Genomic DNA, 17,352 nt, shown 5'->3' on the forward strand with positions numbered 1-17,352 from the left:
GAGTGTCTTAAAGCGTTCCCCGTTCAAAGTCAATGCCTTAACTTAATGACATTGCTCAAATGAGTGCTTATTTTTCGTTTTTGCTTATTACCGGTGCTTTTTGGGCATTTGTGGCCGGTGGCTGAAGAGCTCTGCGATCAGCTTGAAGGCACCATAAACGATTAAAAGGATGCCGATTTCGACGATCGATTGCCGGTTGAAGTATTCTGGGTTGATGATCACGATGATGCCCAGAGCAAAGGCCACAATCGCTTCTAGCGCCGTAATGATGATTCGGAAAATCCCGGTTTGCTCCCGCATGATAATCTTTCTGGTTCGCCCGTAGGCATAAAAGAGGAGAAAGATCCCCAAGAAGTAGTGGGCCAAGAAGATCAGCAATTGATTGTTGGAAAGCAGTGCCACCGAAATGGCGAATAGGGCCAAGTAGGTGATCAGGAAAAAGTGCTTCTGCTGCGGTTTAAAAGAGGTCACCGAAACTGACAAGATATGTTTAACGCTAAAGATGATCCCGCCTAAAGAGGCAAGGATGCCAAAAGCCTTAAAGGCGTATCCTGGCGCAGTTAAGCTGACAACCCCTAGCAGGATCAAGAGCCAGCCGGTCAAGCTGCCCTTTGAAAAAAGCGCGGACCCAATCTGCTGACTTTTAATCATCTGCCAGATGGAGTCAAAAAGGCTGCCTAGGATAAATTTGGTCCGTCTAGATGAGTTGGTAACCGAAAGCAGGATGGCGCCAAAGCCCCCAAAACCGTTCTTAGCCAGCTGATTAATCTTGGTTGAGCCACTTGCCTCTAAAGCTTCAAACAAGTCCTTAGTGAGCGATTCTCGCTCTTCTAGGGTAGCTTGCCCGATCCACTGGTTGATCAGCTGATTGTAGATCCGGGACTCTGAATTTGGCCGCTTGTGGGTCACAAACTGGCTGCCCTTGATCTGCCAAGAATAGGTGTCATGCTGGGTAATGTTGGAATTGGTGGAATAAACAATGGTTGGCTCAATGTCTTTGGGTTCAAACAGGCGGCCAACGATGGAATAGTCAGGCACGTAGCGGTGCAGGACCTGCTTTAAAAATTCATCGTTGACTTGCCCATACGCCCCCTCAACTTCGTCAGCTAAGCCAGGGCTGTCGAAGGTATAGACGGCCTTGATCCGCCTTTGGTAGTCAGCAGGCAGGTGCAAGGCGGCGTATTCAGCCAAGTTGCCGCCTTTAGAGTGGCCACCCAGGATAAAGTCATGGTCATCGCTAGCCAAAATTTCTTTTAAGTAGCGGGCACCGAGGCGCTGAGCCTTGGTTTCTTTAAAAGAAATTTCAAAGTCTTCCCGCCAGCCAACCAGGGTGTCGTCGGTTCCTCTGAAGGCCACGTAGTGGGTGCCATCTTCCAGAACGATCTTCACGGCGCTAAATTGGCACTGGGCTGTCAGGGTTGAATTAAAGTGCGACAGGCGGGCATTTTTAAAGCGGTCAGCCTCGCTCATTAGCTTAAACAGTTCTTGGTATTGGCTGGCATCAAGGCCCTCAAAGGAAGAGGCAAAGTACTTTTCCGCGATTTCTGCAACGGTCACTTCCTTGTTGCCGCTAGGGATGTATTTTTCCAAATTGAGATAGGAAAAGATGGCCAAGACTAGCGCATCGATTTCATTAAAAGGCGACTTTTCAAGTGGAATGTCACCCCGCCATTCCAAATAAGTCAGCAAGTTGCTGTTGTCCAAGTCACTCACTTCCTTAGTAAAAATAAGATATTTACAAGTTAATTTTAGCCTAAATTTGCCTTTCTTGCGCGGTGAAAAACTCGAAATTTAGAGAGTCTTAGAACTTATTTTTGGCAAAAAAAGAAACCAGTGATGACACTGGTTTCAAAAAGCTTAATTATTTCTTAGGCTTTTGCTTGCCCTTTTCTTGCTTTTCTTCTTCATCGCCTTTGCCCTTGCCGGCATCTTTCTTGGGATCAGGGATGCTGGCAAATTTGTCAAACATCTTTTCTAAGTCGTCTTGTCTCTTAAAGGTTAAGCCCATTTTCTTTTTCCTCGCTTTTTGATAGTCGTTAGTATTAAGCCAATTATAGCGATTTTTTGCCAAAAAGCCAATTAAAGGCTATACTTACTAAAAAGAAGTTGTAAAACGAAGTTCCAAAGAAAGAAGCAAAAGCATGGATGCAATCGAAGCAATTAAAAGTCGTCACAGCGTACGCTATTTTGATGCAGCAAAGGAAGTCTCAGAAGCTGACGTCAAAGAGATTATTTCTCTAGCAGGGCTAGCCCCATCTTGGGTTGACTCCCAGCCTTGGCGGGCCTACGTGGCCATGGGGGCCATGGCCCAAAAGGTTCACCAAAGACACTTGGAAAACGTTGAAGCCGGCAAAGCAGCCAACCCCGATTGGGAAACCTGGCACCGGGACGAGTGGGATCCATATCCTCGGGAAAACATGGCCCGGCACAACGACCAGAGTGCCGAATACCTGAATACGCCAGAATTGCTGGATTTAAGGCGGAACATTTTGCAGAAAAATCTCTACTATGCCCCAGTGATCGTTTATTTGACAATCCCTAAGCACTCTAACAAGTGGTCCATCTATGACCTGGGTTCTTTTGCAGAGAACCTGATGCTGGCAGCAAAGGCCAAGGGCATCGACAGCATGCCAGCTTATGAGATCGTCAAGTACCCAAGCTCGGTCAAAGAAATGATGGGAATCCCTGATGATCAAGACCTGGCCATGGGGATTGCTTTGGGCTATGCTAAAGACCACTATGTCAATGGCTATCAAGCACCGCACCGGGAACTGGACGACTTTTTGACCATTCGGGACAAGTAGCGAAAAAATAAGCAGTAGATTTCATCCAAAAAATGTTGACTTTTAGTAAGCAAGTCGGTAAGATGAAATTAAATCATTTTGAGAAAGGAGCTGAATCTATGTTTTATGCAGCACAAGAATGCCAATCCATGTGTGTATGTTGTATGCCAATGTCATACAACCATTTTGTGTTGCCTAAAACGGATTTAGCTTAGACCAAGAGATTTGCCAATCAATTTATAATTATTCTTATGTAATAGGCATTTCTAGCAGCTGTTTCCTTTTTGGGGAGCAGCTGCTTTTTTATCTAATGGAGGTTTTGTCAAATGACGGGAATTAAGAAATTTGCGATCGGTGCTGTCGGCGTAAGTGCTGCCTTGCTTTTAGCAGCTTGCGGGCAAAGCCAAAAGAGCAGTCAAAGCCAAGAAAAGCAAGTCTTGAACTTGAGCGCGACTGCTCCGCTTGACACCATCGACATCAGCAAGTCAACTGGCTATGGCCAAACTGGCAATGTCTTTGAAAGTTTTTACCGCTTGGGTAAAAAGGGCAAGACCACGCCAGGTTTGGCTAAGTCCGGTTCTGTCTCTACGGACGGGTTGACCTGGACTTTTGTCATCCGGTCTAATGCCAAGTGGTCCAACGGTGAAAAGATTACCGCCCAAGACTTTGTTTATTCTTGGCGGCGGTCCATTAACCCTAAGACCGCATCCCCTTATGCCTACCTGTTTTCTGGCGTAAAGAATGCCGAACAGATTATCGCCGGCAAGAAGGCGCCAAGCAGCTTGGGCATCTCAGCCAAGGGCGACAATACGGTTGTTGTAAAATTGGAGCGACCAATTGCCTACTTCAAGGTCTTGATGGCTTACCCACTCTTTGGGCCACAAAATGAAGCCTTTATTAAAAAGACTGGCAAAAAGTACGCAACCAGCTCCAAGTACATGCTCTATTCTGGTCCTTTCAAGATCACTGGCTGGAAGGGGACTAACGACACCTGGTCCTTTGTCAAGAACAACTATTACTGGGACAAGAAGGTTGTCAAGCTGAAGAAGATCAACTACCAAGTGGTTAAGACAACTAACACCGGCTACCAGCTCTACCAGCAAGGCAAGCTGGACATGACGCCTTTGTCTAGTGAGCAGGTTAAGAACTTAAAGAATAACAAGGACTTTAAGACTTACCCATACTCCTACGTATCCTTCCTGGCTTACAACTTTAACGACAAGGATCAAACCGTTAAAAAGGCTCTAAGCAATAAGAAGATTCGTCTGGCTTTATCGCTTGCTCTGGATCGTCAGGTCTTGACCAAGAAGGTCTTTGGCGATGGGTCCAACGTCCCAAAGGGCTTTGTGGCATCAGGCTTAGCCTACGATCCAAGTACTGGTGCTGATTTTGCCAGCCAAGGCAAGATCAAGAACACGGTTGACTACAACGAAAATTTAGCCAAGAAGTACTGGAAGCAAGGCTTAAAGGAAACTGGCTTAAGCAAGTTGAGTGTGAGCCTTTTAGCAGCTAATGATGGCACTAACGCCGACGCCTTGACCCAGTACTTGCAGTCTCAATGGACCAAGGTGCTGTCTGGCATCAGTGTTAAGGTTAACGCTATTCCAAGCAAGAATGCCTACACCAAGGCCTCAAGCGGCGACTTTGACATCTACGTATCTGGTTGGGGCGGGGACTTCAGCGACCCAATGACTTTCATGCAGATCCTGCAAAAGGGCACTTCTTACAACTACGGTAAGTGGAACAACAAGCAGTACAATGCTTTAGTCCAAAAGGCTTTGACCACCGACGCCAACAACACTACTAAGCGCTGGCAAGACCTGGTGGACGCCTTGAAGCTGGCTAACAGCGAGCAAGCCGTAACGCCAATCTACGAGCAAACCACTGCTTACCTGCAAAAGTCCAAGGTAAAGGGGATCATCCACAACACTGCTGGTACCCAGTGGAGCTACAAGTACGCCTACATCAAGTAATTTTTATCGAAAAAAGAGGACCAAAGGTCCTCTTTTTTTACTTTTTATCTTTTATTTTCTAATAATTTTTAGTGGCGGACTGCCCGGTGATTGCCTGAAGCTTTGATTTTGTGCGTCTTGCGCTTGATCTTGACCCGGCCGCCTTCTTGCACCAAGCGGAAGTGCCGCATCTTGGCCGGGTAGGGCTTGCCCGACAAGCGAATAGCGGTCCAGTCCTGCATAATCTTGGTCATGGTTTCCAGATCTTTGATTAGGTCAGGGTTACCTTCTTGCACGACTGCGTCTTTAATGTCACCTTGGAGACGGCTGACGAGATTTTGATGGTAGAAGAGGAGGTCTCTAGTTAACTCGGCTTTTCGGTATTGGTTAAAGAGCTTTTGGATGATTTCCATGGCTTCTAATCCTGATTGGGGCTGAAGGTAGCGGTCTTTTGGCATCTTGCTGATCTGTCTCACTTTCTGTTTTAGCTGTTTCTTAGGCCTATTATAGCACGGTTGATATTTTTAAATTTTGGTTAAATAAATTGAGCGAACTAAAAAGTTTCTGATAAATCTAAAAAGTGCTAGCACTTTTCTAATTTTTTTGTCATAATAGAGAAAGATCAAGATGACCATCCTAGGTCAAGCAGATCCTTCCTGAAAACATGAACCATTGTCAATAATACCAACTAAAATTGAGATTGAGAAAAGAAAGAGGAGAATGTCATGAAGGCATACGTATTTAGCCTAGCGCCGGTTGAAGAAGCCTTTGCCAAAGATTGGCAAGACCAGCACCCTGATGATGTCTTAACCGTGACCCACCAAGCCTTGACTTTAGAAACTACAGATTTAGCCAAGGGCTATGATGCGGTTTCCACCCAGCCAGAGCGACTGAGTGCAGAATTATTTAAAAAATTGGCCGCAAACGGGGTCAAGCACGTGGCCTTGCGCAAGGTGGGCGTCGACCATGTGGACTTAGCAGCTGCTAAAGATGCTGGAATCGCCGTATCCAACGTGCCAGCTTATTCTCCCCGTGCCATTGCCGAAAACGGCTTGACCGGGGCCATGTACCTCTTGAGAAAGTGGGGCTACTACCACCGGCAGATGCGGCGGGGCAACTTTACCCGGCCCAGCGAGCTGATGAGCGATGAGATTTTTAACCAAACGGTCGGGATCGTGGGCTTAGGCCGGATCGGTGCCGCAGCTGCTGAAATGTATCAGGCTTTGGGAGCCCGCGTCATCGGCTACGATCCCTTCTATAATGCCTCTCTTGAGCCCTTTTTGGACTACGTGGATCTAGAAACCCTGTTAAAAGAAAGTGACATTGTCCAGCTCCATATCCCATTGACCAGCGAAAACAAGGGGATGCTGAGCACGAACGAATTCGCCATGATGAAAGACGATGCAATCTTGGTCAACCAGTCTCGCGGCGAATTGGTTGATACCGAAGCCTTGATTGTGGCCTTGAAGTACCACGAAATCGGTGGGGCCGCCTTGGACGTTTTGGAAGGCGAAGAAAAGGTCTTTGGGCAAAAGTTTGAAGACGTTGATTCTGTGCCTGATAAATATAAAGAATTGATCAGCATGCCAAACGTGGTCATGTCCCCGCACTCTACCTACTATACCAAGATGGCGGTTAAGAACATGTTTTTCCAAAGCCTGACCGACATGGAGCGGACGACCAAGGGGCAAAGAGCCTTTTTCAAGGTAAACTAAAGAAAATTAGTAATATTTGATCTGAAAAATTCCTCAGCCTAGCTGGGGAATTTTTGCGTGGACGATTTAAACAATGCTTAAGCTTTTTCTGTTAGACTAAAAGAGAAAAAGATTTAGAAAAGGACAGGAAAATGGCAATTCAAGATCAAGCATATTTGGATTTACTGAAAAAGATTATGGAAGAAGGCCATGACAAGGATGACCGGACGGGGACGGGCACGAGGAGCCTTTTTGGCGCCCAGATGCGCTTTGATCTCAGTCAAGGCTTTCCGATTTTGACCAGCAAAAAGGTGCCTTTTGGTCTGATCAAGAGCGAGCTCTTGTGGTTCTTGCGGGGCGACACTAACATTCGCTTTTTGCTAGAGCACAAAAACCATATTTGGGATGAATGGGCCTTTAAGAACTGGGTGACTAGCCCAGAATATCAAGGCCCTGACATGACCGATTTTGGTCTGCGGAGTCAAAAAGACCCAGAATTTAAGAAAGTCTACGATCAAGAAATGGCCGCTTTTTGCCAAAGAATCCTAGACGACGATGACTTTGCCCAAAAATATGGCAACTTGGGCGACGTTTACGGGGCCCAGTGGCGCCATTGGGGCAAGCGGGGCGGCGGCTTTATCGACCAGATCGCTGACGTGATTGAGCAAATCAAGACCAATCCCAACTCTCGCCGCTTGATCGTGACGGCCTGGAACCCAGAAGACGTGCCAATGAGTGCACTTCCGCCTTGCCATGTCCTCTTCCAGTTCTACGTGGCAGATGGCAAATTGAGTTTGCAGCTTTACCAGCGCTCTGGCGACATGTTCTTGGGCGTGCCTTTTAACATTGCCAGCTACTCTTTGCTCTTGTCCTTGATCGCCAGAGAAACTGGACTGGAAGTGGGCGAGTTTGTTCACACCTTGGGGGATGCCCACATTTACAAAAATCACTTTGACCAGGTCAAAAAGCAGCTGGCCGCACCGGTTTACGATGCGCCAAAACTCTGGCTCAATCCTGCCAAGACCAAGGTCAGCGAATTTGAAATGAGCGATATCAAGCTGGAAGGCTACCAGCACGCGCCGGCTATCAAGGCGCCAGTAGCCGTTTAAGAAAGGGCTGGTGACAAAATGCTGATTTACGTTTGGGCCCAAGATGAAGCAGGGGCAATCGGTAAAGATGGCATCCTGCCCTGGCATTTGCCGGCTGACCTCAAGCACTTTAAAGAAGTAACCATGGGCCATGCCATGTTAATGGGGAAAAAGACTTTTGATTCCTTCCCAGGTCTCTTGCCAGGCAGAAAGCACGTGGTCTTGACCCACCATGAGATCGCTAATCCAAAAGTAGAGGTCTTGCACGGGGAAGCTGACCTGAAAAAATGGCTGAAAGACCATGAGGCAGAAGAAGTCTGTGTGATTGGCGGGGCCAGCTTGTTTGGCCTTTTAAAAGACCAGGTAGACTGCCTAGAAGTGACCAAGATTAAGGGGACTTTTCCGGCCGATACCTACATGCCAGATTTGAACTGGGATGCTTTTTCTTTAGAAAAAGAAGAAAAGCATCAAGCTGATGCCAAGAATAAGTATGATTACGTCTTCCAGCGCTGGCTGCGGCAAAAGTAGATACAGAAGCAATAGAAAAAGTGAGATGAGTTATTGTGGTGAAGACGAATTTAGAAACGGGTTTATCCAAGGCCGAAGTTGACCAAAAAATTGCCGCCGGCAAGGTCAACGTGGCCTTAGACGATGAATTCAAGACCAATGGGCAGATCATTAAGGAAAACACTTTTACCTACTTCAACATGATCTTCCTGGTCTTGACCATTCTGCTCTTGATTGCCGGTGACATCCGGGATTTGACTTTTTTACCGGTCATCATCTTGAACACGATCGTGGGGATCGTGCAGGAAATCCGGGCCAAGTCAGTTTTGAGCAAGCTGCAGGTTTTAAATCAGGTCAACGTGGTGACCATCCGAGATAAAAAAAGGTCTCAGGTGCCGATTGATCAACTGGTCGAAGGCGACCTGGTCCTGTTAAAAACGGGTGACCAGATCCCAGCTGACGCCCTTGTCGCAGAAGGCAGCGCCCGGGTCAATGAAGCTTTGTTAACCGGGGAAAGTGACGAAATTGCCAAAAAAGTTGGCGACCAGCTTTTGTCAGGTTCCTTTATCGTGTCTGGCGAGGTGGTGGCTCAACTCGTCAAAGTCGGCAAGGAATCCTACATTGCCAAATTGACCGCTGAAGCCAAGGCCATGGGGGACGGGGAAGAATCCAAGATGATTCGGGCCATCAACCGCCTGATCAAGTGGGTCGGCATTATCATCATCCCTCTGGGGATCGCCCTTTTTAGCCAGGCTTACTTTATCAACAAGCAAAGCTTTGCGGAATCAATCAGCTCCATGGAAGCAGCCATTATCGGCATGATTCCAGAAGGCCTCTACCTCTTGACCACGGTTGCCTTGGCTTTAGCTGCCATGCGGCTGGCCAAAAACAAGGTTATGCTGCATGACATGAAGAGCGTGGAAACCCTGGCCCGGGTTAACGTGCTTTGCGTGGACAAGACGGGGACGATTACCGAGCCCAAGATGGCCGTGGAAAAAGCCGTTCCGGCTGGAGCAACATCTGAAAGTGATCTAGAAGGGCTCTTGACCAGCTATGTTTCCAGCATGCCAGCTGACAACATTACAGCGGAAGCCTTGAAGGAAAAGTACGGCCAAGAAGGTGTGGGCAATGCCAAAAGGATTATCGCCTTTACCTCGGTCAACAAGTATTCCGGTGCTGTTTTTAATGGCTATAGCTTGATTTTAGGGGCCCCAGAAATGGTCTTAAGAGACCGGCTGGCGGACCACCAGGCTGAATTTGCCAAGTACCCAGAAGAAGGCTACCGGGTCTTGGCCTTCGCCAAGTATCCAGGCGAACTGGCCGATGAAAAAGAAAAATTGACGCAACCGGTAGAAGTCTTAGGCTATGTCCTGTTGTCTAACCCAATCCGGAAAGAAGCCAAGAGTACTTTTGAATACTTCGCCAAGCAAGGCGTCAATATCAAGGTCATTTCCGGTGACAACCCTGTAACGGTATCCCGGGTCGCTCAGCAAGCTGGCATCGCTGGGGCTGACCGCTATATCGATGCCCAAAGCATCAAAGACGGTCAATATGACCAAGCCGTTCTGGACTACAATGTCTTTGGCCGGGTCAAGCCCGAGCAGAAAAAAGAATTTGTCCAGGCCCTCCAGCGAAACGGCCAAACCGTGGCCATGACCGGGGACGGGGTCAACGACATCCTGGCCATGAAAGAGGCAGACTGCTCAATTGCTATGGCCTCCGGCAATAGCGCTGCTGTTCAGGCTTCCCAGGTGGTTTTGCTTGATTCCAACTTTGCCAAGATGCCGGAAGTCGTCAATGAAGGCCGGCAAGTGGTCAACAATATCGAGCGCTCAGCAGGGCTCTTTTTGGTGAAAAATATCTTCTCCTTGCTGATGGCCTTAATGTCCTTGATCTTGACCATCAACTACCCGCTAAAGCCGGCCCAGATCACCCTGATTTCCGGCTTTACCATCGGTCTGCCGTCCTTCCTTTTGGCCTTAGAAAAGAACCACGACCGGATTCGGGGCAACTTTACGATTAATATCCTGTCTAAGTCCATTCCCGGCGGGATTACCGACTGGCTTGCCGTCAGCATCCTGGTTTTGACCGACCAATTTATCAATATCGGCTCCAAAGAAGTGGGGACGGCGTCAACCATCTTGTTGGTCTTGGTCGGGATGATGGTCCTCTTCTGGATCTCTCGGCCGCTTAACAAGTACAAGCTTGGCGTGATGGCCTTGTCGGCGATCTGCATCATCTTGTCTATTGCCTTTATTCCAGGCTTCTTTAAGCTAAGTCCCTTGTCAGGCCGGGCAATTTTTACCATCGTTGTCCTCTTCTTTGCCGGCATGACCTTGTTTAGAATCATGTCCCGGATCTGCGATGGCTTTAAGGAAGTGTCAACGGTCTTGACTGAAAAGGGCAAGGATGCCCGCTTAAGAGACATCATTGCCGCCTATGGCAAGGATCGCGATGAACTTTAAGCAATTTTTTAAAAAAGTTGCCAATTGCTGTTGACTCTCTTAAAGAAAAATGATAAATTATAAATATCAAATTTAAGAAAAGTTATCTCGAAAAGCAGAGTAGCTGGAAGTACTTCTTCAAAGAGAGGCATCGCTTGGTGAAAGATGTCAGAAATGCTCTAGTGAACATGGGCTTGGAATGATATGCAAGGGTGATATTTAGCTCATGCCGGGGTTGCTCTCGTTAACAAAGCAAGCTGTTTCCCATTTTTGGCAGACAGTTAGCGAGACCTATTATGAAAGTAATAGGTGAACTAAAGGTGGTATCACGAGCGTTCGTCCTTTAACTAGGGCGGACGTTTTTTATTTTCACAAATACCTTATTTGATCATTTGCTTTAGTTGCCCTGCTTTTTTAGATAACGATCATCACAATGTGTTTCTGGAGGTATTAATCATGAGAAAAAAGAAGCAAAGAAACATTATCATTTCTGTTGTAGTTATTGCCGTATTGGCCATCGTAGCCTTCTTCAGCTTTGGTAAAAAGAGCAGCAACCAAACTGCCAAGACCACCACAGTCACGGTCGGTACGGTTGGGGCCACTAAGGCAGAACGGGCCATCTGGAAGAGCGTTGCTGCAACTGCCAAGAAGAAGTATGGTATCATTGTCAAGACTAAGAACTTCTCTGACTACAACCAGCCAAACAGTGCTTTGAAGTCAGGCGACTTGGACTTGAACGCTTTCCAGCACTACAACTTCTTGAACAACTGGAACAAGGCTAACAAGTCAAACTTGGTTGCAATCGGCAAGACCTACATTGCGCCAATCCGCCTTTACTCATTGAAGTACAAGTCACTGAAGGCTTTGCCAAAGGGCGCAACGATTGCGATTCCAAACGACGCCACTAACGAAGCACGTGCTTTGCTCGTTTTAAAGAACGCCGGCTTGATCACTCTGAAGGGCACTAGCGCAACCAAGATCTACTCTGTAGCTGACATTGCCAAGAACCCAAAGAACTTCAAGATCAAGGAAGTTGCTACTGAACAAGCTGCCCGCGTACTCAAGTCAGTTGACGCTTCCGTTGTCAACAACGACTACGCAAACCCTGCAGGTCTTGGCGACAAGCAAACCATCTACGTTGAACCAATCAACAAGGACTCATACCAATGGATCAACGTCATTGTTGCCCGCAAGAAGGACAAGAACAAGAAGGCTTACAAGGAAGTCGTTAAGGCTTACCAAACAGAAAAGACTAAGCAGCTCTACAAGAAGTACTACGGCACTAAGCAAGTGGCTGCTTGGGATGCAAAGCTTTCAGATTAATTAACTTAGAAAGAAGCTTCGATAATTATGAGCATTATTCAACTGGATCATGTCAACGTAACTTTTAAAAGAAAAAAAGCGCCTGATGTTGAGGCTGTCAAAGATGTGACCCTGCACGTGGAAAAGGGCGACATCTACGGGATTGTCGGTTTTTCCGGCGCGGGCAAGTCAACCTTGGTCAGAACGATTAACCTTTTGCAAAAGCCTACGGCTGGCGATGTCGTGGTTGAGGGAGTGGAATTCGTCAAAGATGGCAAGCAGGTCATTTCCAACAAGGATTTGCAAACGCAAAGACGCCGGATCGGGATGATTTTTCAGCAATTCAACCTGCTGAATGAAACGACCGTCATCGAGAACATCGCCTTTGCCTTAAAGCACTCCAAGTTAAGCGACGATGAACTGGAGGAAAAATGCCATAAGCTCTTGAAGCTGGTTGACCTGGAAGACAAAGCCAACGCTTACCCAGCCCAGCTCTCTGGCGGTCAGCAGCAAAGAGTGGCGATTGCCCGTGCCTTGGCCAATGACCCAGAAATCCTGCTGTCTGACGAAGCAACCAGTGCCTTGGACCCGCAAACGACCATCCAAATTCTGGATCTGCTCAAGAAATTGAACCGGGAACTGGGATTGACCATCGTCTTGATCACCCACGAAATGGACGCGGTTAAGAAGGTGGCCAACAAGGTGGCAGTCATGGAAGAAGGCCGGGTCATTGAAAAGGGCAACTTGAAGGATGTCTTCTTGAACCCGAAGGCTGAACTGACGCAAAAATTTGTCGGCGGCTCTTTGCAGGTCGTGGATACCTTGAAGAGCCTAGACATTAACTTGGCTGAAAACGAATCCCTCTACCAATTGGTTTACAGCTTGAACAATGTGGCCAAGTCCATCATTATTGAGCTTTACCGAGAAGTGGGCGTGGAAGCCTCCATGCTGTATGGGAACGTGGAAGTCTTGGCCGATGAGCCAGTAGGGACGCTCTTGATCACGGTCAAGGGTGACCAAGAGAAGCAAAAAGAAACCCTCGACTTTTTGGCAAAAGAAGGGGTTACGGTAACAGAGCTTGATGAAAGAGGTAATCGTTTATGATTAATGGAATTGTGCATTGGATCGCCCAAAACTTTCCGAATATCTATAACCTAGGCTGGAGTGGCGACACTGGCTGGGGCACCTCCATCTTGCAGATTATCTACATGACCTTCTGGCCATCCATCTTTGGCGGGGTCTTAGGGATCTTCTTTGGGATCGTCCTGGTTTTGACCGAACCAGGCGGGATCCTGGAAAATAAGTTCTGGTTTAACGTCAGCGACAAGCTGATCTCCATTCTTCGGGCGATTCCTTTCATCATCTTGCTGGCTTTCGTTTCTCCTTTGACTCGCGCCATTGTGGGGACGGAAATCGGCGATACGGCTGCCCTAGTACCGCTGACTTTGGGGATTTTCCCATTCTACGCTCGCCAGGTGCAAGTTGCTCTGGAAAGCTTGGACCCCGGTAAGGTGGAAGCAGCTCAAAGCCTTGGGGCTTCTAACTGGGATATCATTTTTGACGTATACCTGAAAGAAACACGTTCTGAAATCGTGAGAGTGTCAACCGTTTCAATCATCAGTTTGATCGGCTTGACGGCGATGGCTGGGGCCGTTGGGGCCGGCGGTCTGGGTACCACTGCAATCCAGTACGGCTACCGCGACTTCGCTAACGACGTAACCTTCCTCGCAACGATTTTGGTAGTGATCATGATCTTTATCGTGCAAATCGTGGGCGACTTCTTGGCAAAGAAATTGAACCACCAGCACCGGTAATTAGTAAGATCGACTTCATTTGAAGTCGGTCTTTTTGTTTTTGTTTTGGTTTTGTTCTACTCTCACTTTTTTCGATAGATGGGAATTCTTTTTAACTTTTTCAAAAAATCATCTTTTAATTTAAAATTATTAAAATGTGGTTTATAATATGGGAGTAAGTAAATAAGTAATTTTTTCATGAGTAGAGGAAGAAAATGGCTAAATACGAATTTAAGCCAAGTCCGATTGACTTGGTCAACCCTAGTTATGACGTAATCGTAATCGGTGCCGGCGGTACCGGTTTGTCTGCAGCCCTGCAGGCTCACGAATTAGACGCCAGCGTCGCAGTCTTTGAAAAAAATGTGGCTCTAGGAGGCAACACCAGCAAGGCTTCATCCGGCATGAACGCCGCTGAATCCCTGGTCCAATACGATCACGGGATCATCGACAACAAGGCTGACTTTTACCAGGAAACCCTTAAGGGCGGTGGCTTTTTGAACGATCCAGAAATGCTCAGCTACTTTGTTGACCACGCTGCCTTGGCTATTGACTGGCTGAAAGATCATGACGTTGAGCTGTCTGACTTGACCATTACCGGGGGGATGAGCAAGAAGCGGGCTCACCGGCCAGCTTCCATGGCCCCAGTTGGCGGCTTTTTGGTAACGGGCTTGCTTAAGGCCATCGAAAAGGCGCGGATTTCTGTCTTTAACCAAACCAAGGTAGTTAAGCTCTTGCAAGACGAAGCTGGCAAGGTAAGTGGCGTAGAAATTCTGGGGCCTGATGGCCACCGCACCGTTAAGGCTAAGACTGTCATCTTGGCAACTGGCGGCTTCGGAGCTTCTAAGTCCATCATTAAGAAGTACCGGCCAGACTTAGCTGACTACAAGACCACCAACCAAGCTGGTGCAACTGGCGACGGTCTGCTTTTGGCAGAGGACATTGATGCTCAGCTGATCCAAATGGACTTCATCCAAGTTCATCCAACTGCGCAAACTGACGGCGACCGGACTTTCTTGATCGGGGAAGCTGTTAGAGGCGAAGGGGCCATCTTGGTTAACCAAGCCGGCCAGCGTTTTGTCAACGAACTGGCAACTCGGAAGATCGTTTCTGCTGCGATTACCGGCTTGAACGAAGATGGGGCCTACCTGATCTTTGACCAAGGCATCCGCGACCACGTCAAGGCTGTAGAATTCTACGACCACATTGGCTTAGTCGAACACGGTGATTCCTTGGCAGAACTGGCTGACAAGATCGGTGTTGACGCCAGCGGCTTGGAAGCAACTGTTGCTAAGTGGAACAGTGATTTAGCAGCCGGCAACGACACGGCCTTTGGCCGGACCACTGGGATGGACCGGGGCGTTGAAGTGGGCCCATTCTTTGCTATCCACGTGCACCCTGCCATCCACTACACCATGGGCGGGATCCACATTGACGCTGAAACCGAAGTTTTGGACACTAACGGCAACGTCATCAAGGGCTTGTACGCTGCTGGCGAAGTTTCCGGGGGTCTGCACGGCAACAACCGGATCGGCGGCAACTCGATCGCTGAAACGGTAGTCTTTGGCCGCCAAGCCGGGATTCAAGCAAGCAAGTTTGCTCGGGAAAACTAAAGAAAAAATGTAAGTAAAGCATCTAGTTTGAGCTAGATGCTTTATTTTTTTACAAAAAATTAAGAATGTTAATTAAAAAGTTCACAAAGAATGTGGTATGATAAAAGAAACAGGGGTGTAAACGCTTTATGCAAAAAGAAAGGATGAATTAGATGAGTACGAAGGAACTGTTTAAGCAAAGTGAACTGAGAAAGGCGAACCCAGTTTTTAGCCGCGTGCGGGCCACGATTGAAAGTGCTTTTTACGGCAATAACGTGCATGAGGTCACAAGCATGGCTGAAGCTTATGAACTTGCCAGAGAGCAGTCTGGCGTGATCGTGACTGACCTGCCGATTCTCCATACGGCTGAATTGGGCCTGCCGCATGGCGCCACCCAGCTGGTCTATAACCATGGCAAGGTTTTGGGGCGGACGGCATCGGCTCGCCACTTCATTGGAGCAAGCGGGGAAGACGACGAAGCCTTGACTAGCAGCCTCTATGAGGATATCTATGCCGGGCATGAGCAGCGCTTTTTGAAGACCACGGTCCTAGTTGGGTTAGATCCCCGCTTCACCGTCAAGGCTCACTTAATGGTTCCTGAAGACCAAGCCTTTAACTTACTCAGCTACATGCTCAACTTCCGCTTTTTTGATGATTTGGCGGAAAAGATGTATCAAGACTCAAAGGCTTATGATGAAGGGGATATCTACTTTTACTTTGACCCGAATACTGTCGATCCAGACTACCCAGACGGCTTGGCCCTCTTTGACGCAGACCATAATTGCTGCGCTGTTTTTGGGCTTAGATATTTTGGCGAGCTGAAAAAGGGGACTTTGACTCTGGCTTGGGCCATGGCTCACCGGCACGGCTATGTGGCTTGCCACGGAGGCGAGCAGGCCTTCCACTTTAAGAATAGAGAGGATAAGGTTTTTGCCTTCTTTGGCCTGTCTGGCTCTGGCAAATCGACCCTGACTCATGCCGATCACGGCGGCAAGTATGACATTACCGTTTTGCATGACGATGCTTTTATCATTTCAAGAAAAGATGGGAGCTCGGTTGCTTTAGAGCCGGCGTACTTTGACAAGACCCATGACTACCCAGCCGGTCACCATGAAACCAAATACTATACGACGGTCATGAACTGTGCGGTGACCTTGGATGAAGATGGGAAAAAGGTGCTAGTGACTGAAGACCTCCGCAACAATAACGGCCGGGTGATCAAGAGCCGCTTTACCTCAGCTAACCGGGTCGATGTCGAAAAAGAGCCGATCACGGCTGTCTTTTGGATCATGAAAGACGACTCTTTGCCGCCAATCTTGCGGATCAAGGATGAAACCCTGGCAGCCACGATGGGGTTGACTTTGGCTACTAAGCGGACCTCGGCTGAAAACCTGCCGGAAGGCTTTGATATGAACAGCTTGGTGATCGAGCCCTTTGCCGATCCTTTTAGAGCCTACTCAGTAGCAAGTGACTATCAGGATTTCAAGGAGCTTTTTACCAATTGCCAGGCAGAATGCTACGCGATCAACACCGATTCATATTGCGGCCAGAATATTCCAAAGGAATTGACCATGAAGCTGATTGAAGATCTGGTTGATGAAAAAGGCGAATGGCGTGCCTTTGATCAAGCCGGCAAGATGGAGTATCTTGCTTTGCCTGACTATCCGGTGGACCTCAGTAAGATTGCATATCGGGAAAAATTGGAGAAGCGGATGGAGAATCGCTTGGACTGGATCAAGCAGTATAATCAAGAGCATCCAGAGGCGAAACTGCCAGATGAATGCCAGGAAAGCTTACAGGAAATTATCGAACAGTTTAATTAGTACTGAGACGGATCAATGATCCGTCTTTTTTGTCTAAAAAATTTCATTGGAAATTAATGGATTTTTTGGCAATTTCCGAACAAAGAGTGAGATGACGAGCAAAGTGAAAATTCGATAACGGATGATTAGAAGAAAAGGGCTAACGGAATTTATTACAACACCTCCTTGTGTTTACTGCTTAATCCGAATTTAAAAGTAAACTTGACCTTTAGTAAAAAGGGTGTAAAATAATATTTGTTGTCGCGGCAGACAAGAGATCTTCCGGAGACACGAAAAACTTAACGAAAATATTTTAGAAAATGGTTGTTGACAAAACGCTAACAACTTGCTAAGATATTAAACGTTGCGTCAAGCATGACGCGAATGTTAGTACTTTG

Annotated in this window: 14 protein-coding genes and 1 other annotated feature; of the genes, 11 read left to right on the forward strand and 3 right to left on the reverse strand. The window is 47.6% G+C overall.

All coding sequences use genetic code 11. From position 1 onward, the window contains the following. Positions 1-87: 87 nt before the first annotated feature. Both ACI4WN_RS00585 and ACI4WN_RS00590 read right to left on the reverse strand, forming a co-directional pair. Entirely contained in the window at positions 88-1,704 is a 1,617-nt protein-coding gene (locus ACI4WN_RS00585; RefSeq protein ID WP_439776525.1) for an Mbeg1-like protein, read from the reverse strand. 157 nt (positions 1,705-1,861) lie between these two features. Further along, positions 1,862-2,008 carry an SPJ_0845 family protein gene (locus ACI4WN_RS00590; protein WP_008463731.1) on the reverse strand — a complete coding sequence of 49 codons (147 nt, stop codon included), beginning with the start codon at positions 2,006-2,008 and terminating at the stop codon, positions 1,862-1,864. A 133-nt stretch (positions 2,009-2,141) separates the two neighbouring features. Between ACI4WN_RS00590 and ACI4WN_RS00595 the strand changes: the two genes are divergently transcribed. After that, entirely contained in the window at positions 2,142-2,804 is a 663-nt protein-coding gene (locus tag ACI4WN_RS00595) for a nitroreductase (protein WP_279201417.1), read from the forward strand. A 305-nt stretch (positions 2,805-3,109) separates the two neighbouring features. Next, positions 3,110-4,756 carry a peptide ABC transporter substrate-binding protein gene (locus ACI4WN_RS00600; RefSeq protein ID WP_439776526.1) on the forward strand — a complete coding sequence of 549 codons (1,647 nt, stop codon included), beginning with the start codon at positions 3,110-3,112 and terminating at the stop codon, positions 4,754-4,756. A 68-nt stretch (positions 4,757-4,824) separates the two neighbouring features. Here ACI4WN_RS00600 and ACI4WN_RS00605 read toward each other — a convergent pair whose 3' ends face one another. After that, complete coding sequence (locus tag ACI4WN_RS00605; protein ID WP_154487486.1) at positions 4,825-5,193, reverse strand: hypothetical protein; 369 nt, start codon at positions 5,191-5,193, stop codon at positions 4,825-4,827. Positions 5,194-5,460: 267 nt separating this feature from the next. Here ACI4WN_RS00605 and ACI4WN_RS00610 point away from each other — a divergent pair, with 267 nt between their 5' ends. The 9 genes from ACI4WN_RS00610 (at position 5,461) to ACI4WN_RS00650 (ending at position 16,975) form a co-directional block, all read left to right on the forward strand. Continuing rightward, on the forward strand, positions 5,461-6,450 hold the full coding sequence (locus ACI4WN_RS00610; RefSeq protein ID WP_439776527.1) for a D-2-hydroxyacid dehydrogenase: 990 nt from the start codon (positions 5,461-5,463) through the stop codon (positions 6,448-6,450). Between the two features lie 131 nt (positions 6,451-6,581). Further along, positions 6,582-7,538, forward strand: coding sequence for a thymidylate synthase (locus ACI4WN_RS00615; RefSeq protein ID WP_439776528.1), 957 nt, complete (start codon positions 6,582-6,584; stop codon positions 7,536-7,538). An 18-nt stretch (positions 7,539-7,556) separates the two neighbouring features. Next, a complete protein-coding gene (locus tag ACI4WN_RS00620; RefSeq protein ID WP_439776529.1) occupies positions 7,557-8,045 on the forward strand; it encodes a dihydrofolate reductase in 489 nt (162 codons plus the stop codon). A gap of 38 nt (positions 8,046-8,083) precedes the next feature. Then, on the forward strand, positions 8,084-10,489 hold the full coding sequence (locus tag ACI4WN_RS00625) for an HAD-IC family P-type ATPase (protein ID WP_439776530.1): 2,406 nt from the start codon (positions 8,084-8,086) through the stop codon (positions 10,487-10,489). Positions 10,490-10,567: 78 nt separating this feature from the next. Then, positions 10,568-10,815: a binding site (T-box leader), on the forward strand. 109 nt (positions 10,816-10,924) lie between these two features. Then, positions 10,925-11,791, forward strand: a complete 867-nt coding sequence (locus tag ACI4WN_RS00630; RefSeq protein WP_439776531.1) for a MetQ/NlpA family ABC transporter substrate-binding protein — start codon at positions 10,925-10,927, stop codon at positions 11,789-11,791. 27 nt (positions 11,792-11,818) lie between these two features. After that, on the forward strand, positions 11,819-12,874 hold the full coding sequence (locus tag ACI4WN_RS00635; RefSeq protein WP_008463749.1) for a methionine ABC transporter ATP-binding protein: 1,056 nt from the start codon (positions 11,819-11,821) through the stop codon (positions 12,872-12,874). After that, positions 12,871-13,584 carry a methionine ABC transporter permease gene (locus ACI4WN_RS00640; RefSeq protein WP_008463750.1) on the forward strand — a complete coding sequence of 238 codons (714 nt, stop codon included), beginning with the start codon at positions 12,871-12,873 and terminating at the stop codon, positions 13,582-13,584. The genes ACI4WN_RS00635 and ACI4WN_RS00640 overlap by 4 nt, the downstream gene beginning before the upstream one ends. Before the next feature lie 194 nt (positions 13,585-13,778). Then, the gene (locus tag ACI4WN_RS00645) at positions 13,779-15,173 is read left to right on the forward strand and encodes a flavocytochrome c (protein ID WP_439776532.1); all 1,395 of its coding nucleotides are present in this window, start codon (positions 13,779-13,781) and stop codon (positions 15,171-15,173) included. Between the two features lie 152 nt (positions 15,174-15,325). Beyond that, positions 15,326-16,975: a phosphoenolpyruvate carboxykinase (ATP) gene (locus ACI4WN_RS00650; protein ID WP_439776533.1), complete on the forward strand. Its 1,650-nt coding sequence runs from the start codon at positions 15,326-15,328 to the stop codon at positions 16,973-16,975. The last annotated feature ends 377 nt before the right edge of the window (positions 16,976-17,352 follow it).

Origin of the sequence: Lactobacillus sp. (genome assembly GCF_051893255.1) — a bacterium.
GTDB lineage: Bacteria > Bacillota > Bacilli > Lactobacillales > Lactobacillaceae > Lactobacillus.

What these genes read in the sequence shown, in the direction of transcription:
- ACI4WN_RS00595 (WP_279201417.1), top strand. Translation starts at nt 2,142, where the DNA reads ATGGATGCAATCGAAGCAATTAAAAGTCGTCACAGCGTACGCTATTTT.
- ACI4WN_RS00640 (WP_008463750.1), top strand. Translation starts at nt 12,871, where the DNA reads ATGATTAATGGAATTGTGCATTGGATCGCCCAAAACTTTCCGAATATC.
- ACI4WN_RS00620 (WP_439776529.1), top strand. Translation starts at nt 7,557, where the DNA reads ATGCTGATTTACGTTTGGGCCCAAGATGAAGCAGGGGCAATCGGTAAA.
- ACI4WN_RS00590 (WP_008463731.1), bottom strand. Translation starts at nt 2,008, where the DNA reads ATGGGCTTAACCTTTAAGAGACAAGACGACTTAGAAAAGATGTTTGAC.
- ACI4WN_RS00610 (WP_439776527.1), top strand. Translation starts at nt 5,461, where the DNA reads ATGAAGGCATACGTATTTAGCCTAGCGCCGGTTGAAGAAGCCTTTGCC.
- ACI4WN_RS00645 (WP_439776532.1), top strand. Translation starts at nt 13,779, where the DNA reads ATGGCTAAATACGAATTTAAGCCAAGTCCGATTGACTTGGTCAACCCT.
- ACI4WN_RS00605 (WP_154487486.1), bottom strand. Translation starts at nt 5,193, where the DNA reads ATGCCAAAAGACCGCTACCTTCAGCCCCAATCAGGATTAGAAGCCATG.
- ACI4WN_RS00630 (WP_439776531.1), top strand. Translation starts at nt 10,925, where the DNA reads ATGAGAAAAAAGAAGCAAAGAAACATTATCATTTCTGTTGTAGTTATT.
- ACI4WN_RS00615 (WP_439776528.1), top strand. Translation starts at nt 6,582, where the DNA reads ATGGCAATTCAAGATCAAGCATATTTGGATTTACTGAAAAAGATTATG.
- ACI4WN_RS00600 (WP_439776526.1), top strand. Translation starts at nt 3,110, where the DNA reads ATGACGGGAATTAAGAAATTTGCGATCGGTGCTGTCGGCGTAAGTGCT.
- ACI4WN_RS00635 (WP_008463749.1), top strand. Translation starts at nt 11,819, where the DNA reads ATGAGCATTATTCAACTGGATCATGTCAACGTAACTTTTAAAAGAAAA.
- ACI4WN_RS00650 (WP_439776533.1), top strand. Translation starts at nt 15,326, where the DNA reads ATGAGTACGAAGGAACTGTTTAAGCAAAGTGAACTGAGAAAGGCGAAC.